Raw genomic sequence first — 26,221 nt, forward strand, 5'->3', positions numbered from 1 at the left:
TCCTGCCGCCGCCCGCTGGCCCGCCGCGCCGGGTGCGACGGACGGCACGGTGGGGCAGTGCGGCACCGATGCTTGGTTCCACGGTACACAGGCGCGCCGTGGATTCGACCGAGGCGGGGCCTCACTCCCACTCGATGGTTCCCGGGGGCTTGCTGGTCACGTCCAGCACCACCCGGTTGACACCGTCCACCTCGTTGGTGATGCGGTTGGAGATCCGCGAGAGCAGGTCATAGGGCAGCTGGGCCCAGTCAGCGGTCATCGCGTCCTCGGAGGTGACCGGACGCAGCACCACGGGATGTCCGTAGGTGCGGCCGTCGCCCTGGACGCCCACGGAGCGCACGTCCGCCAGCAGTACCACAGGGCACTGCCAGATGTGCCGGTCCAGCCCCGCCGCGGTCAGCTCGGCCCGCACGATCGCGTCGGCCTGGCGCAGCAGGTCCAGGCGCTCCCGGGTGACCTCGCCGATGATGCGGATGCCCAGGCCGGGGCCCGGGAAGGGCTGGCGCCAGACGATCTCGTCCGGCAGGCCCAGCTCGGAGCCCACGGCGCGGACCTCGTCCTTGAACAGCGCGCGCAGGGGCTCGACGAGCTCGAACTCGATGTCCTCCGGCAGCCCGCCCACGTTGTGGTGGCTCTTGATGTTCGCGGTGCCCTCGCCGCCGCCGGACTCGACGACGTCCGGGTACAGGGTGCCCTGGACCAGGAACCTCACGTCCTTCGCCTGCGGGTCATGCCGCGACTCCTCGATGATGTCCGCCTGCGCCTTCTCGAAGGTGCGGATGAACTTCTCGCCGATGATCTTGCGCTTGGCCTCCGGGTCCGTGACCCCGGCCAGGGCCGTCAGGAACACCTCCTCGGCGTCCACCATGATCAGCTTGGCGCCGCCCGAGGACGCGCCGAACGCCTTCTCGATCTCCTCCGACTCGTCCTGGCGCATCAGCCCGTGGTTGACGTACACGCAGGTCAGCTGGTCCCCCACGGCCCGCTGGACGAGGGCGGCGGCCACGGCGGAGTCCACGCCGCCGGAGAGCCCGCAGATGGCGCGGTGATCGCCGATCTGCTCCTTGATCAGGGCCACCTGCTCCTCGATCACGCTGGACGTGGTCCAGGTGTCCTTCAGCCCGGCACCGTGGTGCAGGAAGTTGCGCAGCACCTCCTGGCCGCGCTCCGAGTGCCCGACCTCGGGATGCCACTGCACGCCGTAGACCTTCTTCTCCGGGCTCTCGAAGGCGGCCACGGGGGCGCCCGGTGTGCGCGCGGTGACGGAGAAGCCGGCCGGGGCCTCGGTCACGGAGTCGGCGTGGCTCATCCACACGACCTGGTCCACGTCCTGGCCGGCGAAGAGCACGGAGGTGGAGCCGATGGCCTCCAGCCGGGTGGAGCCGTATTCGCGGGCGCCCGTCTCGGCCACGGTGCCGCCGAGCGCCTGGGCGATCGCCTGGAAGCCGTAGCACAGTCCCAGCACGGGGATGCCCGCCTCGAGCAGCGCCGGGTCCAGGGACGGGGCGCCCTCGGCGTAGACGGAGGACGGGCCGCCGGAGAGGATCAGCGCGGCCGGCTCGCGGGCCAGGATCTCCTCGGCGGACAGCGAGTGCGGCACGACCTCCGAGTAGACGTTGGCCTCCCGCACGCGCCGGGCGATCAACTGGGCGTACTGGGCGCCGTTGTCCACCACGAGCACGGTCGGGAAGTCGGCGGCGATCTGCGGGTTGTCCGGCTGCCGTGGAGTCTGGGGATCCTGGGGGGAAGTCACCCGTCAAGGATAGTGCAGTCGCGGCAGGCCGTGCGGCGCGGCGACTCGGCGGCTGGGGCACAATGTGGCCCATGTCCGATGCTCCGCGGCCCGTCCCCGATGCCGCCCTGTTGCCACGGGCCCGGGACGCCCAGCGCCGGGCCGTCCGCGTCCTGGGCGCCGCCCAGGTGTTCTCCGGCCTGGGCAACGGCGCCACCCTCTCCCTGGGCTCGATCCTCGCCGTGGACCTCTCCGGCGCCGAGTCCAGTGCCGGACTGGCGAACACGGCCATGACGCTCGGCTCGGCCGCGGTGTCCATCCCCTTGGCCGGCGTGGCGGCCCGGCGCGGGCGCCGCGTGGCCCTCGGGTTCGGCCTGGCCGCAGGGCTGCTGGGCCAGGGGCTCATGGTGGCCGCCGTGGTCACCCGCTCCTTCCCGCTCCTGCTGCTGGGGGCGTTCCTGGTGGGCTTCGCCGCCGCCGTGAACCTCCAGGCCCGCTTCGCCGTGACGGACCTGTCCGATCCGCAGCACCGCGGCCGGGACCTGTCCGTGGTGGTGTGGGCGGTGACCGTCGGTGCCGTCCTCGGCCCCAACATGGTGGGTCCGGGCGCGGTGCTGGCCGGCTGGCTCGGGATCAACGCCCATGCCGGGCCGTTCCTGATCTCCGCGGCCGGGATGGCCGTGGGCGCCGCCATCATCCTGGCGGGGCTGCGCCCGGATCCGCTGCTGCTGCGGCGCGAGCTGGAGGGGGCCACGCCGGGCGCCGCGCCGGGGACGGACGGCCCGGGCCCGACGTCGGCCGGTCACCCGGGCGTAACGGTCCCGCCGCGCGGTGCCCGGGCAGGCAGCTGGGCGGCCGGCTGGCGCGTCGTGCGCGCGCGGCCCACGGCGCTGGCCGCGGTGCTGGCGGTGGCCGGGGCGCACGCGGCGATGGTGGGGCTGATGTCCATGACGCCGCTGCACCTGCAGCACGAGGCGGGGGTGGCCGGCCACGAACTGGGGATGCACCCGGACACGGTGGTGCTCATCGGCTTCACCATCTCCCTGCACGTGGCGGGGATGTATGCCCTCTCCCCCGTCATGGGGCTGCTCTCGGACCGCCACGGTCCGGCCCGGGTGGCCAGTGCAGGGCTGGCGATGCTGCTGATGGCGGCCGTGCTCACCGGGCTGTTCCCGCACGTGCACGCCGCCGTGGTGGCCGGCCTGGTGGTGCTGGGCCTCGGCTGGTCCGCCGCCACGGTGGCCGGGTCCACCCTGCTGGTGGCGGCCCTGAGCCCGGACGAGCGGGTGCCGGCCCAGGGCTTCTCGGACGCCGTGATGTCCCTGGCCGGCGCGGTGGGCTCGCTGGCGGCCGGGCCGCTGATGGGCGCGGTGGGCTTCGCCGGGCTCTCGGCGGCGCTGGGCGTGATGGTGATCCTGTGCGGCTTCGGGGCCGCGGCGCTGCTCAGGGCCCCAGCAGCAGTGCCACCCCGAGGATGACGGGCAGGGACAGCACGGCCGAGGCGAACACGATGTCCCGTACCAGCAGGTTGGGCAGCTTGAACTGGCTGGAGAACAGGTAGACGTTCTGCGCCGTGGGCAGGGCGGCCATGGCCACCACCCCGAACAGCTCCACGCCGTCCAGGCCGAAGAGGTGGTGTCCTACGGCCCACGCCACGGCGGGCATCACCAACAGCTTGACCGCGGAGCCCCACACGATGTCCGGGGCCTGTGTCCGGTCCCGGAAGGGACGCTGGGCGGCCAGGGAGAGTCCGAAGACGAACAGCAGCATCGGGATGGAGGCGTGGCCCAGCATGTCCAGGGGGGTCCAGATCGCCTCGGGCGGGGCCCAGTCCACGAGGGCGAGGACCGCCCCCACGGCGGTGCCGATGGTGACGGGGTTGGCCACCGAGGTGAGCACCGTGCGGGCCAGCCGCGGCTGGGCGGAGCCCCGCTGGCGCGAGCACCAGCCGAAGACCGTCAGGTAGAACGGAGCGAGCACCAGCAGCTGCGTGACCAGCACGGACACCGCCGGGACCGAGCTGCCCACGGCGTAGAGCGCGATCGGCAGGCCGATGTTGCCGGCGTTGACGTAGGAGGCCGCCATGGCCCCGACGGCGGTCTGGCCCGCCTGCCGCTTGAGCACGAGCCAGCTGACGAGAGCGTAGCAACCGCCGGCCACCACCGCCGTGACGAGGGCCGCCGGGGCGTAGACGCCCACGAGCGCCTGCAGGTCGATCTCGGCCACGAGCACCACCATGAGCAGCGGGTTGGTGACGTAGTAGATCGCCGGGGTGAGGCCCTGCTGGATCTTCGCGGTGGTGTCCCGCGGAAGGAGCACGGCGGAGAGCAAGCCGATCCCGATGATGACCAGGACGATGCTGAATCCGAGCAGTACTCCTTCCACGGGGGACGACGCTACCGGAGCGCGCTACCGGCCCGCGTCAGCGGACCAGACAGGGCCGCTTCGCGTCGAACTCCCACCCCGGGACCAGGTACTGCATGGACACGGCATCGTCCCGGGCACCCAGGCCGTGCTCCAGGTACAGTTCGTGCGCCGCGGCCAGCCGAGCACGGTCCAGCTCGATGCCCAGTCCCGCGGCGTCCGGGACGCGGACCTGCCCGTCGGAGATCCGCAGGGGGTCAGCGGTGAGGCCCTGACCGTCCTGCCAGATCCAGTGGGTGTCCAGGGCGGTGATCGCGCCGGGCGCCGCGGCGCCGGCGTGGGTGAACATCGCCAGGGAGATGTCGAAGTGGTTGTTCGAGTGCGATCCCCAGGTCAGGCCGAACTCGTGGCACAGCTGCGCCACCCGCACGGAACCGGCCATGGTCCAGAAGTGCGGGTCCGCCAGCGGGATGTCCACGGCGTTGCTGCGGATGGCGTGGGCCATCTCCCGCCAGTCCGTGGCGATCATGTTCGTGGCGGTCTGCAGCCCGGTGGCCCGGCGAAACTCGGCCATGACCTCGCGGCCGGAGAACCGGCCCTCGGCACCGCACGGGTCCTCGGCGTAGGCGACCACGCCCCGCATGCGCTTCCCGAGGCGGATGGCGTCCTGAAGGCGCCAGCCGCCGTTGGGGTCCAGGGTGATGCGGGCGTCCGGGAAGCGTTCCTTGAGCGCGGTGACCGCGTCCACCTCCAGGTCACCGGCCTGCACGCCGCCCTTGAGTTTGAAGTCCTGGAACCCGTACCGGGCCTGGGCGGCCTCGGCCAGCCGCACCACGGCCTCCGGCGTCATGGCCTGCTCGCGGCGGACCCGCTCCCAGTCGTCCGCGCCGTCCGGCTCGCGCAGATAGGGCAGGTCGGTGGAGTCGGGATCCCCCACGTAGAACAGGTAGCCCAGCATCGGCACGGCCTCGCGCTGCTGGCCGTCGCCGAGCAGCTCGGCCACGGGCACCTCGAGGAACTGCCCGTGCAGGTCCAGCAGCGCGGACTCGATCGCGGTGACGGCGTGCACCGTGGTGCGCAGGTCGAAGGTCTGCAGGCCGCGTCCGCCGGCGTCCCGGTCCGCGAAGGCGGCGGCGATGTCACGCAGCAGGCTGCGGAACCGGGCCACCGGCTTCCCGGCGATCAGCCGCCCGGCCTCCTCGATGGTGGAGCGGATCTTCTCCCCGCCGGGCACCTCGCCGAGGCCCGTGCGGCCCTCCGAGTCGGTGACGATGGCGATGTTGCGGGTGAAGAACGGTCCGTGGGCGCCGGAGAGGTTCAGCAGCATGGAGTCGTGCCCCGCCACGGGGACCACCTCCACGCCGGCGATGGTGGGTTGGCCCATCGGGGTCACTCCCCCGCCCGCTCGGCCAGCACCAGGTCGCCGTCGACCCGGCGGTTCAGGTGCCAGGGGTTGGACTGGCGCACCGGGGCCGGCAGGAGGGCCTCGGGGAGGTCCTGGTAGGCCACCGGGCGAAGGAAACGCTCGATCGCGACTGTACCGACCGACGTCGTGCGGGAATCCGAGGTGGCCGGGAACGGGCCGCCGTGCACCATGGCGTGCCCCACCTCCACCCCCGTGGGCCAGGCGTTGGCGAGGATGCGCCCCACCTTGCGCTCCAGCTCCGGGATGAGCGGGGCCGCGGCGGCGTGATCGGCCTCCGTCAGGTGCAGGGTGGCGGTCAGCTGGCCCTCCATGCGGCGGGTCGAGGCGATGAGCTCGTCCAGGGAGCCATAGCGGATGAACAGCGAGGCCGCCCCGAAGATCTCCTCGTGCAGGACCTCGTTGGCGCCGAAGGTCTGCGCATCGGTGCCGTAGACCACGGGGGCCGGGGCGTTCTGGGTGGTCCCGTCCGTGCCCTGGCCCACGGCGCTCACGCCCTCCTGCGAGGACAGGCGCTCGACGCCGGCCGTCCAGGACTGCGCGATCCCGGCGGTGAGCATGGTCTGTCCCGCCTTCTCGGCCAGGTGCCGGGAGACGGCCGCGGCGAAGCGGTCGCCGGAGGCGCCGGCCGGGACGAACACGAGGCCCGGGGCGGTGCACAGCTGCCCGGAGGACCCGGTCAGGGACCCCACGAAGGACGCCGCGAGGGCGTCCACCGAGTCCTGGTCGCCGGCGAGCGCGCCATCGAAGAAGTAGACCGGGTTGATCGAGCTCATCTCGGCGTAGACCGGGATGGGCTCGGGGCGGGCGGCGGCGGTGGCCATCAGCGAGGTCCCGGCCCCGCGGGAGCCGGTGAAGCCGATGGCCCTGATCCGCGGGTCGGCGGCGAGGGCCTGGCCGATGGAGGCGCCGGGACCGTAGACGAGGGAGAAGACGCCCGGGTGCAGGCCGAGCTCCGCCGCGGCGTCGGCGATGGCCCGCCCCACGATCTCGCCGGTGCCGGGGTGCGCGTTGTGGGCCTTGAAGACCACGGGGCAGCCGGCCGCGAGCGCGGAGGCGGTGTCCCCGCCGGCGGTGGAGAACGCCAGCGGGAAGTTGCTGGCGCCGAAGACGGCCACCGGCCCCAGGGGGATCCGGCGCTGGCGGATGTCCGCGCGCGGCATCGGCGTCCGTTCCGGCTGGGCCGGGTCCACGCGGACTCCGCGGTGGTCCCCCTGGCGGACCACCCGGGCGAACAGGCGCAGCTGGCCGGTGGTGCGGCCGGTCTCGCCGGTCAGCCGGGCCTCCGGCAGGCCGGTCTCGGTCATGGCGCGGGCCACGAGCTCGTCCTTGACGGCCTCGATGTTGTCCGCGATCCGCTCCAGGAACCCGGCGTGGGTCTCCGGGTCCAGGGTGCTGAAGGAGGCGAAGGCCTCCTCCGCGGCTCCCGTGGCCCGGACCAGCTGCTCGTTCTCGATCAGCGAGTAGGCCGGCTCGAGCGGCTCATTGGTGGCCGGGTTGTAGCCGTGGGTGGTGCCGCCCGTGCCGGGCACGGACTCTCCGGCGATGATGGAGTGGCCGGTCAGGGCCGTGCCGGTCGAGCGGGTCGTGGGGGTGGAGGTCATGGGATGCTCCTTCGTGATCGGTGTTCGGGCGGCCGGGGCGTTCAGGCGACCGGGGATGTTCAGGCGGCCGTGGCCGCGGTGGCCGGGCGGATGCCCGCCTTCTCGATCAGGGCGGACAGGTCCGCGCGGTCCTGTTCGGTGAGATCGTGCAGCGGCGGGCGGACCCCGCCGACGTTGCGCCCGATGGCCCGGATGCCGGCCTTGACGATGGAGACGCCGAAGCCCTTGCCGCGGTCGCGGATCTGAAGGTAGGGCAGCACGAAGCGGTTGAGCTTCTCGGTGACGGCGTCCCGGTCCTGGTTGCGGACGTCGCGGTAGAAGTCCAGGGCGAACTCGGGCACGAAGTTGAACATGGCCGAGGAGTAGGTGCTCATGCCCAGCTGAAGCAGCGGCAGGGCGAAGGTCTCGGCGGTGGGCAGGCCGCCCAGGTAGAACATGCGGTCGCCGTTGCGGGCGTAGACCTTGGCGAGGTGCTCGATGTCCCCGGTCGCGTCCTTGAAGCCGATGAAGTTCTCGTGGCGGCGCGCCAGCTCGGCCACGGTCTCGGCCGAGTAGATGGCATTGGCGCGGTTGTAGACGATCACGGCGGTCCGGGTGGAGCCGACGACGGCCGAGGCGTGCTCCAGCAGGCCCTGCTGATCGCACTCGGTCAGGTACGGCGGCAGCAGCAGGATGCCCTCGGCGCCGGCCGCCTCGGAGGCCTGGGCCTGGGCGATGGCCTGGCGGGTGGACCCGCCGGCGGAGCCGAGCACCGGAACCTCGGGGCGGGAGGACTCCACGGAGGCGCGCACCACCTGGGCGTGCTCCGCGTCGGTCAGGGAGAAGCCCTCACCGGTGCCGCCGGCCGCGAACAGCCCGGCGACGTCGTAGCCGGACTGCCAGGTGACGTGCTCACGCACGGCCTCCTCGTCCACGGACTGGTCCGCGGCGAAGGCGGTAGCGGGGAAGGACAGCAGGCCGTCCTTGAGCCGGGCTGCGAGTTCCTGCGGGGTGTACTGGGCCACGAAGACCATCCTCCTCGTCGTCAACGCGGTCGGTCCGCGTCGGGGGGCTGGACGGCATGGGTGCCGTTCACTGACCACCGTAAGAACGCGCTGTCATTCCTGTCCAAGGCTTAGTTTGTATCCTTCGATACCCGCAGAGCATGGTCCGGCGGGGCCGCTTCAGTCGGCTCCAGACTCGAGCGCGTCCAGCACGCGCCGCAGGGCGGGGTTGGCGTTGTGGTGGTGCCAGATGACGTGCAGGTGCACGGCCCCCTCGGCCTCGGCGGCCAGCGGCAGGAAGCGGACGCCGTCCACGCCGAGCATGCGGGCACTCGCGGGAACGAACGCCACCCCCCGGCGCGCCCGGACCAGGGCCACCATGGTGGTGATCTGCCCCACCGTGTGCACCACCTGGCCGTGGTCGATCGGGAGCATGCGCACGATGAGGTCGTAGAAGTACCGGGCCGTCAGGGGGGAGTGCATGATCAGCGGGACCCCGCGCAGGTCCTCGTGCCGGATCCGGCCGCGATGGGAGGTCAGCGGGTGGTCGGCCGGCACCGCCAGCATGAGGTCCTCTGCGAGCAGCAGGTGGGACTCGAAGGTCTCGGCGTCGAAGGGCGGCCGGGCCAGCCCGAGGTCCAGGGAGCCCTCAAGCAGCGCGGCCGCCTGCTGGCGGGTCACCAGCTCGGACAGCTCGAGCGAGACCTTGGGCAGGGCCTCCGAGATCGAGGTGAGCAGCTCCCCCAGGATCCCGAAGCCGGCCGCCGCAGTGAAGCCGATCCGGACGATGCCCTCCTGGCCGGAGGCGATCGACCGCGCGGCGGCGGGGGCCCGCTCGGCCGCCGCCAGCAGCTCGCGGGACTCGGCCAGGAACGCCCGTCCCGCCGTCGTCAGCTCCACGGTGCGGTGGTCCCGGTCCAGCAGCACCACCCGTAGATTGCGCTCCAGTTTCTGGATCTGCCGGCTCAGCGGCGGCTGGGTCATCTGCAGCCGCTCCGCGGCCCGCCCAAAGTGCAGTTCCTCCGCGACGGCCACGAAGCACCTAATCTGGTCCAGGGTGAACATGATGCCTTCCGGGTATCACAATATGCAGTAAAGGGCTTGGACATGCATCCTAGACGCTTCCTAGTCTCGACAAACATCAGCCTCGTGAGTCACCTCACAACGGCACCTGTCAGTCATCACCATGGATCCCCACCCTGAGGAGCGAACGGCCATGAGGTCCACCACCGCCCGCCGTACTGTCCTGTCCGTTGCGGCCGCCGCCGCACTGCTGTCCGTCTCCGCCTGTGGCGGCAACGTGGGCGGGGGCGGCGGCGACGACGCCGCGGCCTTCCCCGAAGGACCCATCACCCTGACCGTGGGCCAGGCCGCCGGCGGCTCCACCGACCTCATCGCCCGGTCCCTGGGCGAGGGCATGTCCGAGGACCTCGGCGAGACGGTGGCCGTGGTCAACCAGCCCGGCGCCAACGGTGCCGTGGCCACCAAGGAGGTGGCGGGCAAGGAGGCCGACGGCCACGAGCTCGTCCTGCTCAACGCCTCCCTCATCACCATCACCCCGCTCGCGGTCTCCGAGGAGGAGGCCGTGGACCTGGAGAACCTGGACGTCATCAAGGGCCTCTCCCAGGACGACTACGTCCTGGTGGCCTCCGCGGAGTCCGGCTTCGAGACCCTGGAGGACATCCAGGGCGCCGACTCCCTGACCTACGGCACCACCGGCGTGGGCACCGGCTCCCAGCTGGCCCAGGCCATCCTCTTCGCCGAGGCCGGGGTGGACGGCACCGAGGTCCCCTTCGACTCCGGTTCCCCCGCCCTGACCGCGGTGATGGGCAACCAGGTGCAGGTGGCCACCATCCAGCTGGGTGAGGCCAAGCCGCAGATCGACGCCGGCACTGTCACCCCGATCCTGATTTTCTCGGCCGAGCGCAACGAGTTCCTGCCGGACACCCCGACCGCCACCGAGGCCGGCTATGACATCCCGGTGTCCCAGTACCGCGCCCTGGCCGCGCCGAAGGGGCTGCCCGAGGAGACCACGTCCCGCCTGGTCGAGGCCGCGGACGCCGCGCTGGCCACGGACACGTACCAGGCCTTCAACGAGGACAACCTGCTGACCCCGCACGAGATCTCCGGCGAGGAGGTCGTCACCGAGTGGAACGAGCTGCGTGACCGCTACGCCGAGCTCGTCGAGGAGCACGGCATCTCGCTGACCGGCGACTGACCTGCCCCTGAACCAGACGTGAACCAGTAAGGGAGGGACGCCATGCCGTCCACCGCACCCACGAACGACGATCACCGCGCCTCGCCGGTTCCGGATTCCGGGGACCTCACGGAGGAGCTCGCGGAGGACCTCACGCCGGAGGAGCTGGCCGCCGCCTGGGCCGCGGAGGGCCCGCCCCCGGCGGGCCCGGTGGCCAACCTCGGCGCCTCGCTCGTGGTGCTGGCCCTGGGCGTGCTCGGCGTGGTGGTCTCGATCGGGCTCGGCACCGGGGACGCCACCAACCCGGATGCCGGCACCTGGCCGTTGGCCGTCAGCGTGCTGATCTGCGCCCTGGCCCTGGCCCAGCTGATCGTGGGCCGCCGCGGTGGCGCCGACGGGGAGAGGTTCACGAGGTATTCGGTCATCACCGTCGTCGGGTTCCTCACCCTGATCGGCATGGTGGTCCTCGTCCCGCTGATCGGCTTCGAGGTACCCTCGCTGGCGCTGTGCCTCATCTGGATGAAGTTCCTCGGTGGGGAGAGCTGGCGCTCTGCCCTGCTCTACTCCGTGATCGTGGTGGCGGCCTTCTACGCCATCTTCATCGCCGCCCTGGGGACCTCGATCCCCCACCTGATCTGAACTGACCCGGCTCTCCACCCGGAAGCACCCTAAGGACTCCCATGGACTTCTTCCAACCGGTCCTGGACGGCTTCGGCACCGTCCTGGACCCCACTAACCTGCTGTACTGCCTGCTCGGCGTCACGGTGGGCATGCTGATCGGCGTACTGCCCGGCCTGGGCCCGGCCGCCACGATCGCCATCCTGCTGCCGCTGACCTATGGCGTGGAGCCCGTCACGGCCATCATCATGCTGGCCGGCATCTTCTACGGCGCCCAGTACGGCGGCACCATCACCTCCGTGCTGCTGCGGCTTCCCGGCGAGGCCTCCACCGTGGTCACGGTGTTCGACGGCTACCAGCTCGCCAAGCAGGGCAAGGCCGGCACCGCCCTCGGCATCGCCGCGATCGGCTCGTTCATCGGCGGCACCGTGGCCATCATCGGCCTGACGTTCCTCGCACCCCTGGTGGCCGGCTTCGCCCTGGACTTCGGACCGCCCGAGTACGCCGCGCTGGCCCTGCTGGGCATCCTGCTGGTGGCCACCATCAGCAACGGCGCCAAGATCAAGGCCCTGATCGCCGCGGCGTTCGGCCTGCTGCTGGCCACCGTGGGTCGGGACACCTTCACCGGCGCCGAGCGGTTCACGTTCGAGAACCTCTCCCTGGCGGATGGCATCGACTTCGTCCCCGTGGCCATGGGCCTGTTCGGGATCGGCGAGATCCTCTACAACCTCGAGGAGCGCCACCGCGCGGCCAAGGCCCCGGACTCGGTCAAGAACGTGTGGCCGTCCCGGCAGGAGTTCAAGACCTCGGCCCCGGCGATCGGCCGCGGCTCCGTCCTCGGGTTCTTCCTCGGCATCCTGCCCGGCGGCGGTGCCACCATCTCCTCCCTGGCGGCCTACGCCGTGGAGAAGCGCTCCGCCAAGGACCCGTCCCGGTTCGGCAAGGGCGCCATCGAGGGCGTGGCCGGCCCGGAGTCCGCGAACAACGCGGCGGCCACCAGCTCGTTCATCCCCCTGCTGACCCTGGGCATCCCGGCGAACGCCACCATGGCCATCATCTTCGGGGCGCTGCTCATCCAGGGCGTCACCCCGGGGCCGAACCTCATCAACGACGACCCCGAGCTGTTCTGGGGCGTGGTGAACTCCATGTACATCGGCAACATCCTGCTGCTGATCATGGCCATCCCCCTGATTGGGATCTTCGTGCGCATCCTGCGCGTCCGCGGTGCCATCCTGGCCCCGATCACCGCCCTCATCACCCTGCTGGGCGCCTACACCATCCGCAACTCGATGTTCGACGTGCTGCTCGTGGTCCTCTTCGGTGCCGTCGGTTACCTGATGAAGAAGTTCGGCTTCGAGCCCGGCCCGCTCGTGCTGGCGTTCGTGCTCGGCTCCCTGCTCGAGTCCAACCTGCGCCGGTCCCTGCTCGTCTTCGAGGGCGACCTGTTCGGCTTCGTCTCGCGGCCGATCTCCGGCACCCTGCTCGTGATCTTCGTGGTGGTGGCCCTGCTGCCGATCATCAAGTCCGCCATCGACCGGCGCCGCCGGTCCGGGCTGGCCGCCACCGTGGCCGGCACCACCGATTCCCCCGCGAAGAAGAAGGAGAACGCATGAGCATCCTGGTCGGATACGTCCCCACCCCCGTGGGAGAGGCCGCCGTCACGGCGGCGATCGAGGAGGCCACCCTGCGGGGCCAGGACCTGCTGATCGTCAACTCCCAGCGCGAGGGCGCACTGGCCGATACCACGGTGGCCTCCGCGGAGGACCTCGACCGTGTGATGGCCGCGGCCCGGGACGCCGGCGTCACGGCCACCGTGCTGCGGCCCACGCACCGGGACGACCTCACCGAGTCCATCCTGGAGCTGGCCGAGGAGCACGACGTCTCCCTGATCGTCATCGGCCTGCGCCAGCGCACCCAGGTGGGCAAGTTCATCATGGGCTCCCACGCCCAGCGGATCCTGCTGCAGGCCGAACGCCCCGTGCTCGCGGTGAAGGCGCGATCGGCTTAGTCCAAGGACGCTGAGGCAGGCAGGGACGCCTCCCTACCTGTCGCCCGCCAGCACCCTCTCGAAGAACCTGCCGATATGCCCGGTCGTCAGGCGTGAGGCAGCTTCGGCGTCGCCGGCCTCCGCTGCCTCGAGGATGTCCCGGTGTTCGTCCCACTCGAACTCTGAAGGGTGCAGGGCGCGCCCCTCGGCGTCATGCCAGGCGACCACGCTGATGAGTGCGGTCCGATCGCGCAGGTTGTCCAGGACCTCCCGCATCAGGGGGTTGCCGCAACCGGCATAGAGCAGTGAGTGGAAATCTCGATTGACGAGACTGAGTCCTGCCCGATCGCCGCCCTCGTCGATCAGCCGTCGGGCCGTCTCGAGCGACCGCCTGGCATCGCCCAGGAAACCCTCCGAGCCTCCGACGACGGCCCGGCGCACGGCCTCGGGTTCGATCAGCAGCCGAAGGTCCCGCACTGACGTGATGAGTTCGCTGTCGACGGTCTGCACCCTCATGCCTTTGTAGGCCACGGACTGCACCAGACCCGAATGGTCCGCCCCACCGGTCCGACCTCTGGAGGAAAGTCATGGCACGAACACCTTCCCGCTCGATCCGCACCCGTCGCGCCGCGGGCGTCGCCGTGGCACTCACCGCACTGCTCACCACACAGGCCTGCGCCATGGACACGCAGTCCACGGGCTCGACCGAATCCGCAGACACCATCCGCATCGTCCTCAAGGATGAGCCGCCCACCCTGGAGACGTGCCAGGGGTCTCAGAACTCCACCGGCCTGGTGACCCGCTCCAACATCGCCGAGGGGCTGACCTCACGCGACGCGGACACGGGAGACCTCAACCCCGCCCTGGCCACTGAGTGGGAGCAGACTGACGACACGACCTGGACCTTCACGCTCCGCGAGGACGTGTCGTTCCATGACGGAAGCGCCTTCGACGCCGCCGCTGCCGCCTACTCGATCGAGCGGGCCCTGCTTCCCGAGATGGCGTGCGACGTCGCCGGACAGTTCTTCGGCGACCAGACGATCACCACCAGGGTGGTCGATGAGACGACCCTCGAGGTGGCGACCGCCGCACCGGACCCCATCCTTCCATTGCGCCTCTCCTTCGTGGGGATGGTCCCCACCACGACGGACAACACGGCGAAGGTCCGGGAACCCGTCGGCACCGGTCCGTACCGGTTCAAGGAGTGGCAGGCCGGCACCAGCATCTCCCTGGAGCGATTCGACGACTACTGGGGCGAGGCACCGGATTTCGGGACCGTGGACTACTCCTGGCGCTCCGAGGGATCCATCCGAGCCGCCATGGTGACCAACAACGAGGCCGACCTGGCGATCACCCTGGCACCGGAGGACGGCGCAGGGGATGCGGCGGTGCAGTACAAGACCAATGAGGTCACCTACATGCGGATGGATGCCGGCATCGCCCCGCTGGACGACCGCAGGGTCCGCGAGGCGGTGAACTACGCACTGGACAAGGAGGGCATGCTGGGCTCGATCTTCGGCGGTCAGGGACAGCTGGCGACGCAGCTGGTTCCTGAGGGCGTGATCGGGCACAACCCGGAGATCCAGCCCTGGACCTATGACATGGGCCGGGCGAAGCAGCTCATCGCGGAGGCCAAGGCCGACGGGGTCCCGGTGGACGAGAAGATCACCATCATCGGACGCACCGGCTTCTATCCCAAGGCCGATGAGGCCATGGAGATCGTCCAGAACTCCCTGACGGAGGCCGGCCTGAATGTCGAGGTCCAGATGGGAGACGTCAACACGTGGCTCCAGCACCTACTCCGACCCGTGCCCACCGATTTCGGCCCGCGGCTCCTGATGGGCATGCACGGCAATCAGGCAGGCGACGCTTCGTTCACCATGGCCAACAACCTCGGCAGCACGGGATCGCAGAGCAGCTTCGGGACCGAGGAGCTGGATGCGCTGATCGCCGCGGGCGAGGTGGCGTTCGGACAGGAGCGCCAGGACGCATTCGCCGAGGCGCTGGCCTATCAGCATAAGGAGATCGTCCGCGACGCCATGATGGTGCAGGTCGGCGCCACGCTGGCGCTCTCGCCGAAGGTCGACTACGAACCGACGACCGCTACCGGCGACGAGATGCGGGTCGCCGACATGCACAAGGCCACGCCATAGCACGCCGTAACGGCACGACCACCCTAGCGGATCCCACAGACACAACCAAGGAGAGTACCCATGACCCTCGAGCTCGTGCGAGAGCGGCTGGCCGGAGTCGTCGCCATCCCCGTGACGCCCTTCGACCACCACGGCGGAATCGACGACGAGGCCTTCACCCGTGTGCTGGCGCGCATGGTCGACGCCGGCATCCAGGTGGCCACCCCCAACGGCAACACCAGCGAGTACTACTCGCTCACCGGAGCCGAACGGAGGCATTGCGTGGAGCTCACCGTCCAGTCCGCCGGTTCTGGGTGCTCAACCCTGGCCGGCGTGGGCGGTGCGGTCCCCGAGGCAATCGAGGCCGCGCGCCATGCCAGGTCTGCCGGTGCACAGGCGATCATGATCCACCAGCCCGCCCATCCGTTCATGTCCTCGGAGGGGTGGGTCGAGTACCACCGGCAGATCGCCGAGGCCGTTCCGGAACTCGGGGTCGTCCTCTATCTGCGCAATCCCCGCATCGACGGAGCGGCCGTGGCCCGCTTGGCGGATGCAGCCCCCAATCTGGTGGCCATCAAGTACGCCGTCCCCGACCCCGTACGGATGGCCACCGTCTCCCGGGACTGCGACAGGCCTCATCTGGTCTGGATCGCCGGCCTCGCAGAGCTGTCAGCACCGGGCTACTGGGCCGTGGGGGCCACCGGATTCACCTCAGGATTCGCCAACGTCGAGCCCTCCCTCTCCCTGCGACTGCTCGAAGCGCTGCAGACCTCTGACACCGAGGGGGCCATGCGCATTTGGGAACTCATCCGCCCCTTCGAGGAGCTGCGGGCCAGAAACGAGTCCGAGCACAACGTGACCGTCGTCAAGGAGTCCCTGGCGCAGTTGGGACTGTGCCGGCGGGACGTCCGCCCGCCGATCAGCGTCCTCTCCGCACCCGACCGCCAGCTGGTCGAGGAGATGATGCTGCCGTGGCAGGCGGCGTTGCAGGTGGGGTTGCAGGTGGGGTGAGCCGCACGGCCTCGATCAGTCCAACGATCGGCCCGTCGACTCATCCACGAGTCGGCGGGCCGAGTTGCGCAGGTGGGTGCGCATCGCGGCGGCGGCGCCTTGGGCGTCCCCCTGTACGACGGCGGCCGCGACCGCTGCGTGTTCAGCCGCCACCACGGTGGCCCGGTCACCGACGGCGGCCGGCGCGGAGGAGTCGGCTCCGGGTGCACCGGCGCCGGACAGGCGTTCCCGCGGCATGGCGATCATCGCCGGGCCGAGGGCGTCCAGTGCCTGCAGCAGCAGGGCGCTGCCAGACGCTTCCGCCACGGCCCGGTGGAAGGCGAAGTCCAGGCCCAGCAGCTCGGCCGGCTGCCCGGGGACCTCGGCGGCGGCACGCTCGGCGAAGGCACGCTCGGCGCGCTGTACCGCCTCGGCCAGAGCCTGCGAGCGGCGGACGGCGGCCAGGGCCGCCGCTTCGGATTCGACCGCCACCCGGTAGTCGATCAGGTCCAGTCGCTCGGCCACCGTGGACGCCGGGGCCGCCCGCGGGACGGGAGCGCCGCCGTCGTGCTCGGCGGGCGGGGTGAGCACGAAGCTGCCGCTGCCGCGCCGGGTGTGGACCAGGCCCTCCGCCTGCAGACGCAGGATGGCCTCCCGGACCACCGTGCGGCTGACCCCGTGCTCGGCGACCAGCTGGTTCTCGCTGGGCAGCTTGTGCCCCGGGGCCAGCTCCCCGCCGACGATCCGACGGCGCAACTGGTCCATCAGGGCCTCGGTGCGGGTGGTGCCGGTGCCGGCGGCAGAGCTGGCAGGGGGCGGAGTCATGGGACTCATTCTGGCACCTCAGGCGCGGCCGAACTCCGCGGTCTCGAGGGTCCAGGCACGGGCTTGATCGCTGAGGCTCACGCCGAGCCCGGGGCGCTGGGGCAGCAGCATGCGGCCGCCGGAGGTCTCCAGGCGCTCGTTGAACAGCGGGTCCAGCCAGTCGAAGTGCTCCACCCAGGGCTCGCGCGGGTAGGTGGCCGCCAGGTGCAGGTGGATCTCCATGGCGAAGTGCGGGGCGAGGTCCAGGCCGGCGGCGTCGGCCAGGGTGGCCAGCCGCTGGAACTGGGTGATGCCGCCGACGCGCGGGGCGTCCGGCTGGATGATGTCGCAGGCGCGCGCGGCGATCAGCCGCTCGTGCTCGGCCACGGAGGCGAGCATCTCGCCGGTGGCGATGGGGGTGTCCAGGGCGGCGGTGAGGTCGGCGTGGCCCTGCACGTCGTAGGCGTCCAGGGGCTCCTCGATCCAGACGAGGTCGAACTCCTCGAGCCGGCGGCCCATGCGCAGGGCGGTGGCGCGGTCCCACTGCTGGTTGGCGTCCACCATCAACGGCACGTCCGGGCCGATGTGCTCGCGGACGGCGGCCACGCGGCGCAGGTCCTCCGCCGAGTCTGGCAGGCCGACCTTGATCTTGATGCCGCCGATGCCCTCCTCGATGGACTGGGAGGCGCGCTCCTTGACTTCCTCGATGGAGGCGTTGAGGAAGCCGCCGGAGGTGTTGTAGGTGCGCACGGAGTCGCGGTGGGCACCGAGGAACTTGGCCAGCGGCAGCCCGGCCCGCTTGGACTTCAGGTCATACAGGGCCACGTCCAGGGCGGCCAGGGCCTGGGTGGCCACCCCGGAGCGGCCCACGGAGGCGCCGGCCCACAGCAGCTTGGTGTACAGCTTGGCGATGTCGTTGGGGTCCTCGCCGATCATGGCCTCCGCCACCTCGCGGGCGTGCGCGTACTGAGCCGGGCCGCCCGCGCGCTTGGAGTAGGAGAACCCCAGCCCCTCGTGGCCCTGCTCCGTGGTGATCTCGGCGAAGAGGAAGGCCACCTCCGTCATGGGCTTCTGCCGGCCCGTGAAGACCTTGGCATCGGAGATCGGCGTGGCCAGGGGCAGCCGGGCCGTGGAGAGCGTGACGTGGCGGATGGCATCGGGCGTGTAGGACATGAGATTCCTCTGATCGGTGGGCGACAGAACCGATCATACAAGTCCTCAACTTGTACTACAAGCAATCCTCCGTGGGAACAGGTGAGGGCGGCCCCACCGCTCCCATCAGTACCGGCGCAGCGCCTCGGGGTGGGCCTCCAGCTCGGCGAGCGTCTCGCGGTGCACGCGCTTCTCCACGATGAAGGACAGGAAGGGCACCACGCCGCCGCCGGCGATCAGCAGCAGGCGCATGCCGTTCCAGCGCATCAGCGACCACAGCCGGAACGCGGCCACGAGGTAGACCACGTAGAGCCAGCCGTGCGCGATCAGCACGGCGATGGACAGGTTGAACCCGCCCGTCACCGAGTCCTCCGGCTGCAGGGAGAGCCCGTTGGCGGAGCCGTCCACGAGGGTGCCCCCGGCGTACAGCTCCGTGCCGTAGCCGTACTTGAAGATCATCTCGAGCACGAGCAGCAGCAGCATGATGCCGGTGATCCACGCGCAGACCTTGTACATGGTCAGCGCGGAGCGGATCTGCTGGTGGGTTCCGGCGAAGCGCCGCGGGGCCTCGGTCCCCGGCCGCGGCGGCGGGGCCGGCAGGTCGGCCTCGGTGATGTCCTCGGGGTCGGGCAGGGTGTTCGGGTCCACCGGGGGCTGCTGGTGCGGGCTGGTCACTGGGGCTCCTGGGATGGGTGGGTTTGCTGGGATGGCTGGGCTTGCTGGGGTGACGCCGGGGGCGGGGACGCCGCCACGGACACCCCGTGGTAGCGCTCGTACTCCTCGGTGGCCTTCCGCTTGGCCTCGACGGCCTGGGCGCGGCGGCGCTCGAGTTCGGCGGCCTTCCACTCCTCGGCCCACTGGCGGTCGAGTGCGGCCTCTTCCTGCTGGCGCAGGTGGTCGTCGCGCAGGAATCGCCACCAGAGGTAGATCGCGAAGCCGGCGAACACGACCCACTCGATGGCATAGAAGATGTTCATCCAGTTGTAGGTGGTCTCCTGCGGCTGGGGGCCGACGATGACCGGCTCCAGGCTGCTGCCGGCCGCGGTGGCGCCGACCTCGGCACCAGACGCGGCGGTCATCTCGAAGGGGGCCACGTAGCCGGCGTAGGAGCGCACGTCCCACAGGTTGATGAGTTCGGCCGACGCGAGGCTGGCCAGCACGGTGCCGTCCGGGGTCTGCTCGATCCCCTCCGGTCCGGGACCCTCGGCGGGCAGCAGCCGGCCGGTGAGGTGGATCTCCCCCTCCGGGGCGGGGTCGGAAGCGGCGGTGGACGCCGTCCAGCCGCGCACCACGGGGATGACCTCGTCCTGCGGGGCACCCTGGACGCGGAGGGCGGTCACCACCCAGTAGCCCTCCTCGCCGTCGTTCAGGCGGGGGTGGACGAACACGTCCGTGTCCGGCAGGAACTGCCCGGACAGGGTGACGACCTGGTCCGCCTCCGTGCCGTACATCGCCTTCTCGGGGACGAAGTGCTCGGTCAGGGGGACGGGCGTCTCGGTCTGGGTCAGGGGCGGCGGGGCGGAGGCCGCGTTGTCCATCTGCCACTTGCCCAGGAGCACGAAGACCCCGGACACCACGAGCGCCAGGATCAGTCCGGCGATCCACGTGGGTTTCAGGGCGGTTCTCAGCACCCCACCAGACTACGCGGTTCTCTACCGGGTGTAGAACTCCGTCGCCTCCGGGGGCCCTCAGGCGCTGGCGGGCCGGCCGCCGCGCGAGGCGTCCCGCACGGATCCCCTCGAGGACGCCAGGAGCAGGTCCTGGGCCTCGGCGTCCGTGGCGGCGTCCTGGGTGGCCCGCTGGGCCTGCGTCCACTGCCGGTAGCGCTCCGCCTCGGCCGAGGCCCGCTCCGCGTCCCATCCGAGGAGGGGCGCCACCCGGCGGGCGACCGACTCGGCGGCGGCAGCGCCGGCGTCGTCCGCCTCGAACACCGCGCGGATCCGCCGCGCCAGCACGTCCTGGACCGAACGCGCCCCCTCGTGGGTGACGGCGTGCACGGCCTCGGCGGCGAGGTGGCCGGGCAGCCCCGGCAACTCCTCGGCGAGCTCCGGCTCGGCCACGGCCAGGGCGATCACCTCGGGGGCGCCGGAGCCATACCGGTGCAGCAGGGACTCGACCGTGGCGGCCGGCAGGCCCGACTCGGAGGCGAGCAGCAGCCTCCGGTTCCAGGCCGGCGTCCAGCCCTGTGCGCCGAGCAGGGGCAGTTCGGCGGTGCAGGAGGCGGGCACCCCCTCCCCCGAGCCGGTCTCGTCCTGGCCCGTCAGCGGGCCGGTCCCGCGCGCCCCCGCGGAGCCGACGGCGGCGTCCACCGCATCGGCGGCCATGGTCCGGTAGGTGGTGAGCTTGCCGCCGGTCACCACCGTGAGCCCCGGCAGCGGCGTGGCGACGACGTGCTCGCGGGACACCTTCGCCGTGGCGGGAGACGTGGCGGGCGCCTCGCTCGGAGCCGCCGTGTCGCCGAGCGGCTGGTCCTCCCCCGCCGGCGTCACCAGCGGGCGCAGCCCGGCGAACACCCCAATGACGTCCGCCCGCGTCAGCGGTGTGGTCAGCACGGCATTGGCGCGCTCGAGCACGTAGTCGATGTCCCCGCTCGTGGCGGCGGGCTGGTCCACGGCCTCCCGCCAGGGGGTGTCCGTGGTGCCGATGATCCAGTGCCGGCCCCAGGGGATGACGAACAGCACGGACTTCTCGGTGCGCAGGATCAGCCCCGAGGTGGAGGTGAAGCGGTCCCGCGGCACCACCAGGTGGATGCCCTTGGCGGCGGTGACCCTCGGCATCCCGGCGATCACGGGCTCCTCGGTGCCGTTCGGGTGGCGCAGCGGGATGGACCCGGTCCACACCCCCGTGGCGTTGATGACGCGCCGGGCGTGCACGGTCAGCCGCCGGCCGCTCTCCCGGTCCAGGACCTCGACGCCCGTGATGCCCTCCTCGGAGGCGGATCCTGCGCCGAGATAGGCCGTGACCTCGGCCCGGGAGGCGCAGTGCGTCCCGTGGGCCGCGGCCGTGCGGACGAGTTCGATCACCAGCCGGGCGTCGTCCACCTGGGCGTCGTAGTAGCGGATTGCCCCGAGGTACGCCTCGGGCTTCAGCCCGGGGGCCATCCGGGCCACGGCGGCGCGGCCGAGGTGCTTGTGCACGGGCAGGTGCCCGGTGCGCCCGGCGGCCATTCCGTCATAGAGCGCGACGCCGGCCCCCACGTAGGGACGCTCCCACGGCTTGGACAGGGGGTACAAAAACGGCACGGGCCGCACGAGGTGCGGCGCGATGTCCTCCACCAGCCGTCCGCGCTCCCGCAGCGCCTCGTGGACCAGCGGGAAGTCCAGCATCTCGAGGTAGCGCAGCCCGCCGTGGACCAGCTTGGAGGAGCGTGAGGAGGTGCCCCAGGCGTAGTCGGTGGCCTCCACGAGGGCCGTGGAGAGCCCGCGGGTGGCGGTGTCCAGCGCGGTCCCGGCGCCCACGACTCCCCCGCCGATCACCAGCACGTCCAACGGGTGCTCCGGCGTGGTGGCCGCCAGCGCGGCGAGCGCGTGGTCGCGGCTGGCGGGCCCCAGGGCACCGGTGGCGGTCATGACTCTCAGCGGTCCTGGGTCGGGGCCACGAGGACCTCGACCTTCTGGAACTCCTTGACGTCCGAGTACCCGGAGGTGGCCATGGCCCGCTTCAAGGCGCCCATCAGGTTGGAGGTGCCGTTGGTGTGGTGGCTCGGGCCCCACAGCACGTCCTGCAGGGTGCCGACGGTCCCCACGTGGGTGCGGTCCCCGCGCGGCATGTCCGCGTGGGCGGCCTCGCCGCCCCAGTGCCAGCCGCGGCCGGGCGCCTCCTGGGCGCGGGCCAGGGCAGCACCGAGCATCACGGCGTCCGCGCCCATGGCCAGGGCCTTGACGATGTCACCCGAGGTGCCCACGCCGCCGTCGGCGATCACGTGGACGTAGCGCCCGCCGGACTCGTCCATGTAGTCACGGCGCGCCTCGGCGATGTCCGAGATGGCGGTGGCCATCGGCACGCGCACGCCCAGGGCGCGGCGGGTGGTCGACGACGCGCCACCACCGAAGCCCACGAGCACGCCGGCGGCGCCGGTGCGCATCAGGTGCAGGGCCGGCGTGTAGCCGGCCGCGCCACCCACGATCACCGGGACGTCGAGCTCGTAGATGAACTGCTTCAGGTCCAGCGGCTCGCGGTTCTGGGAGACGTGCTCCGCGGAGACGGTGGTGCCGCGGATGACGAACATGTCCACCCCGGCGGCCAGCACGGTCTCGTAGTACTCCTGGGTGTGCTGCGGGGTCAGCGAGCCCGCCACCACCACGCCGGCCTCCCGGATCTGGGCCAGGCGCTCGGTGATCAGCTCGGCCTGGATCGGCTTCGAGTAGATCTTCTGCAGCCGCCGCGTGTTGGCGGGCGAGTAGTTGCTGGACTCGAAGGCGGCGATCTCCTCGAGCACCGAGCTCGGGTCCTCGTAGCGGGTCCACAGGCCTTCGAGGTTGAGCACGCCCATGCCGCCGGCCTGCCCCAGGGCGATGGCCGTCTCCGGACTCATGACCGAGTCCATGGGGGCGCCGATCACGGGCATCTCGAAGGTGAAGGCGTCGATCTGCCAGGTGATGGACACGTCCTCGGGGTCCCTCGTCCGGCGCTCCGGCACCACCGCGATGTCATCCAGGGCGTACGCCCGGCGTCCCCGCTTGCCGCGGCCGATCTCGATCTCGTTGCTCACGCGTTCCAGACTAGTGCAGGTGCCGGACGGGCTAGTCCCCGGCGACGGGCAGTGACCCCTCCCCCGGGATGCCCTGGGGCGAGAGGCGGGCGAGGATGAGTTCGCGCAGTCGCGCGGCGGCCGGGTTGTCCCCGTTCTCGTTCCACGCCAGGTGCAGGTCGGCCCGGTTGAGGTCCTCCAGCCCGGCATGCCCCTTCAGCTCCTCGGCCACCACCCCCGGCGGCGCGAAGTCCATGGCGGAGGCCGGCACCAGCGTGATGCCCAGCCCGGCGGCGGCGAAGGCCAGCAACGCCGGGACCTGGCTGGCCAGCTGGGTGATGGTCGGGGTGACGGCCGCACTCTCATAGAGGCGCATCACCAGGTCGTAGAAGTAGCGCGCCTCCGCGGTGGAGTACATCATCAGCGGCTGGCCCTCGAGATCCTTCAGGCGCACCCCGCCGCCGGTGGCGAGCGCGTGCCCCTCCGGCAGCGCCACCACGAGCCGGTCCTTGAAGACCAGCTCGGTGTGCACCCCGGACCGGGAGACGATGGGCCGCAGCAGGCCGAGGTCCACCGCGCCGCGGGACAGGGCCTCCAGCTGGTCCGCCGAGACGGCCTCCCGGAGCACCAGGGACACCCCGGGCATGTGCTCACGGGCCAGCCGCAGCAGCCACGGCAGGGCGGCCTGGCCGGCGATGGCCGTGTAGCCCAGCACGATGGAGCCGGCGTCGCCGGTGGAGACCCGGCGGACGTCCAGCTCGGTCTTGGTGCACAGGTCCAGGATCCGCCGGGCGCTGGGCAGCAGGGTCTGGCCGGCCGCCGTGAGCTCGACCTTCCGGCTGCTGCGCACGAACAGCTGGGCGCCGAGCTCCTTCTCGAGCAGCTGGATCTGCCGGCTCAGGGGCGGCTGGGTCATGTTGAGCCGGGTGGCGGCCGCGCCGAAGTGCAGCTCCTCGGCCACGGCCACGAAGGACTCCAGCTGGATGAGCGAGAACATCGATCCACTCCTTGGATGATTGTGTGCACATATTAGCTTGGACGCGCATCGATCACCGGACCTAGGTTGAGTCCCGTGAACACCTCTCCTGCCCCCGTTCCCAGCCCGGCCATCACGGGCACCACCATCACCCCCGTGGCCTTCGCGGACCCGCCGCTGCTGAACACGGTCGGGGTGCACGAGCCCTTCGCCCTGCGCGCCATCGTCCAGGTCCACACGGACGCCGGCGTCACCGGCCTCGGCGAGACCTACGGGGACGCGGCCCACCTGGCCCGGCTGGAGCTGGCCGGCCGCGCGGTGGTCGGCGCGGACTCCTTCAACACCCATGAGCTGCGCGTCCGGATCGCCCGGGCCCTGGCCGCGGACACCACGCAGGGCGGTCACGGCATGTCCGGCATGGTCACCGGATCCGCCACCGCGGACAGGGTCCTCTCCCCCTTCGACGTGGCCTCGTTGGACATCCAGGGCAAGGTCCTCGGGATGCCCGTCAGCGCCCTGCTCGGCGGAGCCGTGCGGGACTCCGTGGACTTCAGCGGCTACCTGTTCTACAAGTGGGCCGGGCATCCCGGCGCCGAGGCGGACCGGTACGGCCAGGCGCTGGACCCGGCCGGCCTCGTGTCCCAGGCCCGCTGGCTGGTGGACACCTACGGCTTCTCCGCCCTCAAGCTCAAGGGTGGGGTCTTCGCCCCGGAGGCCGAGTGCGAGGCGATCGAGGCGCTGCGCGCCGAGTTCCCGGACCTGCCCCTGCGGCTGGACCCGAACGGCGCCTGGACCGTGGAGACCTCCGTGGCCGTGGCCGAGCGCCTCAGCGGGGTGCTGGAGTACCTCGAGGACCCCACCCCCGGCATCGAGGGCATGGCCGAGGTCCGCCGCCGTACGTCGATGCCCCTGGCCACCAACATGTGCGTGGTGTCCTTCGCCGACATCCCGCCGGCCGTGGCCGCCGGTGCCGTGGACGTGGTGCTCTCGGACCACCACTTCTGGGGCGGGCTGCGCCGGTCCCAGATGCTCGGCGGGATCGCGGAGACCTTCGGCTGGGGGCTGTCCATGCACTCCAACTCGCACCTGGGCATCAGCCTGGCCGCCATGGTCCACCTGGCCGCGGCCACGCCCAACGTGGACTACGCCTGTGACACGCACACCCCGTGGAAGGAGCCGGAGGACGACGTGGTGGTCCCCGGCGTGCTGGACCTGCAGGACGGCGCCGTGGCGGTGCCGACCGGTCCGGGCCTCGGCGTCGAACTGGACGAGGACGCCCTCGCCCGCCTGCACGAGCAGTACCTGAGCGCCGGGCTGCGGGAGCGGGATGACACCGGCTACATGCGCCGGTTCCTGCCCGACTTCGACCCGTCCCCGGCCCGGTGGTAAGGATGGCGCCGGTTCCGGAACACCAGGGCACGACGTCGGCCCGCCGGCTGCGCGTGCTCGTCACCGACCCGATCATCGCCCGGTGGTCCGCGGTGCTCACCTCGGGTGCCCCGGACCACGACTGGGTGTTCCTCACCGACGCAAACGGTGAGGGCGACGAGGAAGCCCAGCGGGCCGCCGTCGCCAACTGCGACGTGCTGATCTGCTCCCGGCTCACCGCGGAGGTGGCCCCGCACGTGGGTGCCACCCTGGTGCAGGTCACGGGCGCCGGGCTGGACCGCGTGGCGGTGCACGCGCTACCCGCTGGGACCGATGTCACCACCACCGCCCACCACGAACGCTCGATCGCCGAGCACGTGCTGCTCTCCGTCATGGCCCTGGAGCGGCAGCTGCTCGTCCGGGACCGCGCCCTGCGCTCCGGGACCTGGCGCACGCTGGCCACGGATCCCACGGTGCCGGCCTTCCGCACCCTGGACACCCTGACCCTCGGCGCCGTGGGCGTCGGCGGGATCGGCGCCGAGACGCTCCGCCTGGCGAGCGCCTGGGGCATGGACACCGTCGCCGTGCGCGGCAACCCGGAGGCCCCGCTGCCGGCGGGGGTGGACCCGCGGTGGGTCGGCGGCTCGGGCGAGCTGCCGCGCCTGCTGGAGGAGGCCGACGTCGTGGTGGTCTCCGTGCCGTTGAACCCGGACACGGAGGGGCTGATCGGGGCTGCCGAGCTGACGGCGATGAAGCCGGACGCCTACCTCGTCAACGTGGCCCGCGGGCCCGTGGTGGACCAGGACGCGCTCTACGCCGCGCTCACCGCCGAGGCCGGAAGCCCGACGGCGATCGGCGGCGCGGCGATCGACGTCTGGTGGGGTGCCCCCGCCCCGGGCCGCACCCCTCCGGCCGACCATGACTTCGCCGCCCTGGACAACGTGGTGCTCACCCCGCACTGCTCCGGCCACGCCGACTCGACCTTCGCCGGGCGGGCCGCCGACCTCGCCGCAAACGTGGAGCGGCTTGCCGCGGGGACGCCGCGGTCGGGCGTCGGGAACGCATGAACCTGCGGTACATGGGAACTGGGCGAGCCATGCGGGGCATTGAGGTATTTATAGCACTCTATTGGGTAGGGCAATAAGGCCCTATAATCGTGTATAAAGCGCTACACTGCCCATGTGGACCCCGTATTGAACCC

At 71.5% G+C, this 26,221-nt stretch carries 23 protein-coding genes; 9 read left to right on the forward strand and 14 right to left on the reverse strand.

Annotated elements, in window-relative coordinates; translation table 11 throughout:
* Nucleotides 1-121: 121 nt before the first annotated feature.
* Entirely contained in the window at nucleotides 122-1,753 is a 1,632-nt protein-coding gene (guaA, locus tag RE421_RS13915; RefSeq protein ID WP_396134514.1) for a glutamine-hydrolyzing GMP synthase, read from the reverse strand.
* A 71-nt stretch (nucleotides 1,754-1,824) separates the two neighbouring features.
* On the opposite strand from guaA, the gene RE421_RS13920 reads away from it, so the two are divergent.
* Complete coding sequence (locus tag RE421_RS13920) at nucleotides 1,825-3,210, forward strand: MFS transporter (RefSeq protein ID WP_309811169.1); 1,386 nt, start codon at nucleotides 1,825-1,827, stop codon at nucleotides 3,208-3,210.
* Here RE421_RS13920 and RE421_RS13925 read toward each other — a convergent pair.
* From RE421_RS13925 to RE421_RS13945, 5 genes are all read right to left on the reverse strand, one after another.
* The gene (locus RE421_RS13925) at nucleotides 3,176-4,117 is read right to left on the reverse strand and encodes an AEC family transporter (protein WP_309811172.1); all 942 of its coding nucleotides are present in this window, start codon (nucleotides 4,115-4,117) and stop codon (nucleotides 3,176-3,178) included. The two genes, RE421_RS13920 and RE421_RS13925, sit on opposite strands and share 35 nt — an antisense overlap.
* A 37-nt stretch (nucleotides 4,118-4,154) precedes the next feature.
* Nucleotides 4,155-5,480, reverse strand: coding sequence for an enolase C-terminal domain-like protein (locus RE421_RS13930; protein ID WP_309811175.1), 1,326 nt, complete (start codon nucleotides 5,478-5,480; stop codon nucleotides 4,155-4,157).
* A 5-nt stretch (nucleotides 5,481-5,485) separates the two neighbouring features.
* Nucleotides 5,486-7,123, reverse strand: a complete 1,638-nt coding sequence (locus tag RE421_RS13935) for an aldehyde dehydrogenase (NADP(+)) (protein ID WP_309811178.1) — start codon at nucleotides 7,121-7,123, stop codon at nucleotides 5,486-5,488.
* Between the two features lie 59 nt (nucleotides 7,124-7,182).
* Nucleotides 7,183-8,127, reverse strand: a complete 945-nt coding sequence (locus RE421_RS13940; RefSeq protein ID WP_309811182.1) for a 5-dehydro-4-deoxyglucarate dehydratase — start codon at nucleotides 8,125-8,127, stop codon at nucleotides 7,183-7,185.
* A gap of 159 nt (nucleotides 8,128-8,286) precedes the next feature.
* Nucleotides 8,287-9,171, reverse strand: a complete 885-nt coding sequence (locus tag RE421_RS13945; protein ID WP_309811184.1) for a LysR family transcriptional regulator — start codon at nucleotides 9,169-9,171, stop codon at nucleotides 8,287-8,289.
* 151 nt (nucleotides 9,172-9,322) lie between these two features.
* On the opposite strand from RE421_RS13945, the gene RE421_RS13950 reads away from it, so the two are divergent.
* Genes RE421_RS13950 through RE421_RS13965 form a run of 4 tightly spaced genes read left to right on the forward strand, consistent with a single transcriptional unit; the run spans nucleotide 9,323 to nucleotide 12,929 of the window.
* The gene (locus RE421_RS13950; RefSeq protein ID WP_309811186.1) at nucleotides 9,323-10,324 is read left to right on the forward strand and encodes a tripartite tricarboxylate transporter substrate binding protein; all 1,002 of its coding nucleotides are present in this window, start codon (nucleotides 9,323-9,325) and stop codon (nucleotides 10,322-10,324) included.
* 42 nt (nucleotides 10,325-10,366) lie between these two features.
* Nucleotides 10,367-10,942, forward strand: a complete 576-nt coding sequence (locus RE421_RS13955; RefSeq protein WP_309811189.1) for a tripartite tricarboxylate transporter TctB family protein — start codon at nucleotides 10,367-10,369, stop codon at nucleotides 10,940-10,942.
* 41 nt (nucleotides 10,943-10,983) lie between these two features.
* Nucleotides 10,984-12,534 (forward strand): tripartite tricarboxylate transporter permease, encoded by a 1,551-nt coding sequence (locus RE421_RS13960; RefSeq protein WP_309811192.1) that lies wholly within the window; start codon nucleotides 10,984-10,986, stop codon nucleotides 12,532-12,534.
* Entirely contained in the window at nucleotides 12,531-12,929 is a 399-nt protein-coding gene (locus RE421_RS13965) for a universal stress protein (protein WP_309811195.1), read from the forward strand. Before RE421_RS13960 ends, RE421_RS13965 begins: the two co-directional genes overlap by 4 nt.
* Nucleotides 12,930-12,962: 33 nt before the next feature.
* On the opposite strand, the gene RE421_RS13970 is transcribed toward RE421_RS13965, so the two are convergent.
* Nucleotides 12,963-13,424: an FCD domain-containing protein gene (locus tag RE421_RS13970; RefSeq protein ID WP_309811198.1), complete on the reverse strand. Its 462-nt coding sequence runs from the start codon at nucleotides 13,422-13,424 to the stop codon at nucleotides 12,963-12,965.
* A 71-nt stretch (nucleotides 13,425-13,495) separates the two neighbouring features.
* Here RE421_RS13970 and RE421_RS13975 point away from each other — a divergent pair, with 71 nt between their 5' ends.
* Together RE421_RS13975 and RE421_RS13980 are read left to right on the forward strand one after the other, a co-directional pair.
* Complete coding sequence (locus RE421_RS13975; protein ID WP_309811201.1) at nucleotides 13,496-15,061, forward strand: ABC transporter substrate-binding protein; 1,566 nt, start codon at nucleotides 13,496-13,498, stop codon at nucleotides 15,059-15,061.
* 60 nt (nucleotides 15,062-15,121) lie between these two features.
* Entirely contained in the window at nucleotides 15,122-16,051 is a 930-nt protein-coding gene (locus tag RE421_RS13980; protein WP_309811204.1) for a dihydrodipicolinate synthase family protein, read from the forward strand.
* A gap of 15 nt (nucleotides 16,052-16,066) precedes the next feature.
* Here the strand turns inward: RE421_RS13980 and RE421_RS13985 are convergent, their stop codons facing one another.
* The 7 genes from RE421_RS13985 to RE421_RS14015 all read right to left on the reverse strand — a co-directional run bounded on the left by RE421_RS13985 (nucleotide 16,067) and on the right by RE421_RS14015 (nucleotide 23,673).
* On the reverse strand, nucleotides 16,067-16,855 hold the full coding sequence (locus RE421_RS13985) for a GntR family transcriptional regulator (protein WP_309811207.1): 789 nt from the start codon (nucleotides 16,853-16,855) through the stop codon (nucleotides 16,067-16,069).
* An 18-nt stretch (nucleotides 16,856-16,873) separates the two neighbouring features.
* Nucleotides 16,874-18,007, reverse strand: coding sequence for an L-talarate/galactarate dehydratase (locus tag RE421_RS13990; protein ID WP_309811211.1), 1,134 nt, complete (start codon nucleotides 18,005-18,007; stop codon nucleotides 16,874-16,876).
* 105 nt (nucleotides 18,008-18,112) lie between these two features.
* On the reverse strand, nucleotides 18,113-18,661 hold the full coding sequence (locus RE421_RS13995; protein ID WP_309811214.1) for a DUF3817 domain-containing protein: 549 nt from the start codon (nucleotides 18,659-18,661) through the stop codon (nucleotides 18,113-18,115).
* The gene (locus RE421_RS14000) at nucleotides 18,658-19,617 is read right to left on the reverse strand and encodes an SURF1 family protein (protein ID WP_309811216.1); all 960 of its coding nucleotides are present in this window, start codon (nucleotides 19,615-19,617) and stop codon (nucleotides 18,658-18,660) included. Before RE421_RS14000 ends, RE421_RS13995 begins: the two co-directional genes overlap by 4 nt.
* 57 nt (nucleotides 19,618-19,674) lie before the next feature.
* Nucleotides 19,675-21,555, reverse strand: a complete 1,881-nt coding sequence (locus tag RE421_RS14005; RefSeq protein ID WP_309811221.1) for a glycerol-3-phosphate dehydrogenase/oxidase — start codon at nucleotides 21,553-21,555, stop codon at nucleotides 19,675-19,677.
* 5 nt (nucleotides 21,556-21,560) lie between these two features.
* Nucleotides 21,561-22,697 (reverse strand): GuaB3 family IMP dehydrogenase-related protein, encoded by a 1,137-nt coding sequence (locus tag RE421_RS14010; protein WP_309811226.1) that lies wholly within the window; start codon nucleotides 22,695-22,697, stop codon nucleotides 21,561-21,563.
* 31 nt (nucleotides 22,698-22,728) lie between these two features.
* A complete protein-coding gene (locus RE421_RS14015) occupies nucleotides 22,729-23,673 on the reverse strand; it encodes a LysR family transcriptional regulator (protein ID WP_309811229.1) in 945 nt (314 codons plus the stop codon).
* 75 nt (nucleotides 23,674-23,748) lie between these two features.
* On the opposite strand from RE421_RS14015, the gene RE421_RS14020 reads away from it, so the two are divergent.
* Nucleotides 23,749-25,041 (forward strand): enolase C-terminal domain-like protein, encoded by a 1,293-nt coding sequence (locus RE421_RS14020; protein ID WP_309811232.1) that lies wholly within the window; start codon nucleotides 23,749-23,751, stop codon nucleotides 25,039-25,041.
* A gap of 2 nt (nucleotides 25,042-25,043) precedes the next feature.
* The gene (locus tag RE421_RS14025; RefSeq protein WP_309811234.1) at nucleotides 25,044-26,087 is read left to right on the forward strand and encodes an NAD(P)-dependent oxidoreductase; all 1,044 of its coding nucleotides are present in this window, start codon (nucleotides 25,044-25,046) and stop codon (nucleotides 26,085-26,087) included.
* The last annotated feature ends 134 nt before the right edge of the window (nucleotides 26,088-26,221 follow it).

Origin of the sequence: Citricoccus sp. I39-566 (assembly GCF_031432995.1) — a bacterium.
GTDB classification, from domain to species: Bacteria; Actinomycetota; Actinomycetes; order Actinomycetales; family Micrococcaceae; genus Citricoccus; species Citricoccus nitrophenolicus_A.

Coding starts and splice junctions, on each gene's coding strand:
- RE421_RS13920 (WP_309811169.1), top strand. CDS start 1,825: ATGTCCGATGCTCCGCGGCCCGTCCCCGATGCCGCCCTGTTGCCACGG.
- RE421_RS13930 (WP_309811175.1), bottom strand. CDS start 5,480: ATGGGCCAACCCACCATCGCCGGCGTGGAGGTGGTCCCCGTGGCGGGG.
- RE421_RS13935 (WP_309811178.1), bottom strand. CDS start 7,123: ATGACCTCCACCCCCACGACCCGCTCGACCGGCACGGCCCTGACCGGC.
- RE421_RS13945 (WP_309811184.1), bottom strand. CDS start 9,171: ATGTTCACCCTGGACCAGATTAGGTGCTTCGTGGCCGTCGCGGAGGAA.
- RE421_RS13950 (WP_309811186.1), top strand. CDS start 9,323: ATGAGGTCCACCACCGCCCGCCGTACTGTCCTGTCCGTTGCGGCCGCC.
- RE421_RS13955 (WP_309811189.1), top strand. CDS start 10,367: ATGCCGTCCACCGCACCCACGAACGACGATCACCGCGCCTCGCCGGTT.
- RE421_RS13960 (WP_309811192.1), top strand. CDS start 10,984: ATGGACTTCTTCCAACCGGTCCTGGACGGCTTCGGCACCGTCCTGGAC.
- RE421_RS13965 (WP_309811195.1), top strand. CDS start 12,531: ATGAGCATCCTGGTCGGATACGTCCCCACCCCCGTGGGAGAGGCCGCC.
- RE421_RS13970 (WP_309811198.1), bottom strand. CDS start 13,424: ATGAGGGTGCAGACCGTCGACAGCGAACTCATCACGTCAGTGCGGGAC.
- RE421_RS13975 (WP_309811201.1), top strand. CDS start 13,496: ATGGCACGAACACCTTCCCGCTCGATCCGCACCCGTCGCGCCGCGGGC.
- RE421_RS13980 (WP_309811204.1), top strand. CDS start 15,122: ATGACCCTCGAGCTCGTGCGAGAGCGGCTGGCCGGAGTCGTCGCCATC.
- RE421_RS13985 (WP_309811207.1), bottom strand. CDS start 16,855: ATGACTCCGCCCCCTGCCAGCTCTGCCGCCGGCACCGGCACCACCCGC.
- RE421_RS13990 (WP_309811211.1), bottom strand. CDS start 18,007: ATGTCCTACACGCCCGATGCCATCCGCCACGTCACGCTCTCCACGGCC.
- RE421_RS14005 (WP_309811221.1), bottom strand. CDS start 21,555: ATGACCGCCACCGGTGCCCTGGGGCCCGCCAGCCGCGACCACGCGCTC.
- RE421_RS14015 (WP_309811229.1), bottom strand. CDS start 23,673: ATGTTCTCGCTCATCCAGCTGGAGTCCTTCGTGGCCGTGGCCGAGGAG.
- RE421_RS14025 (WP_309811234.1), top strand. CDS start 25,044: ATGGCGCCGGTTCCGGAACACCAGGGCACGACGTCGGCCCGCCGGCTG.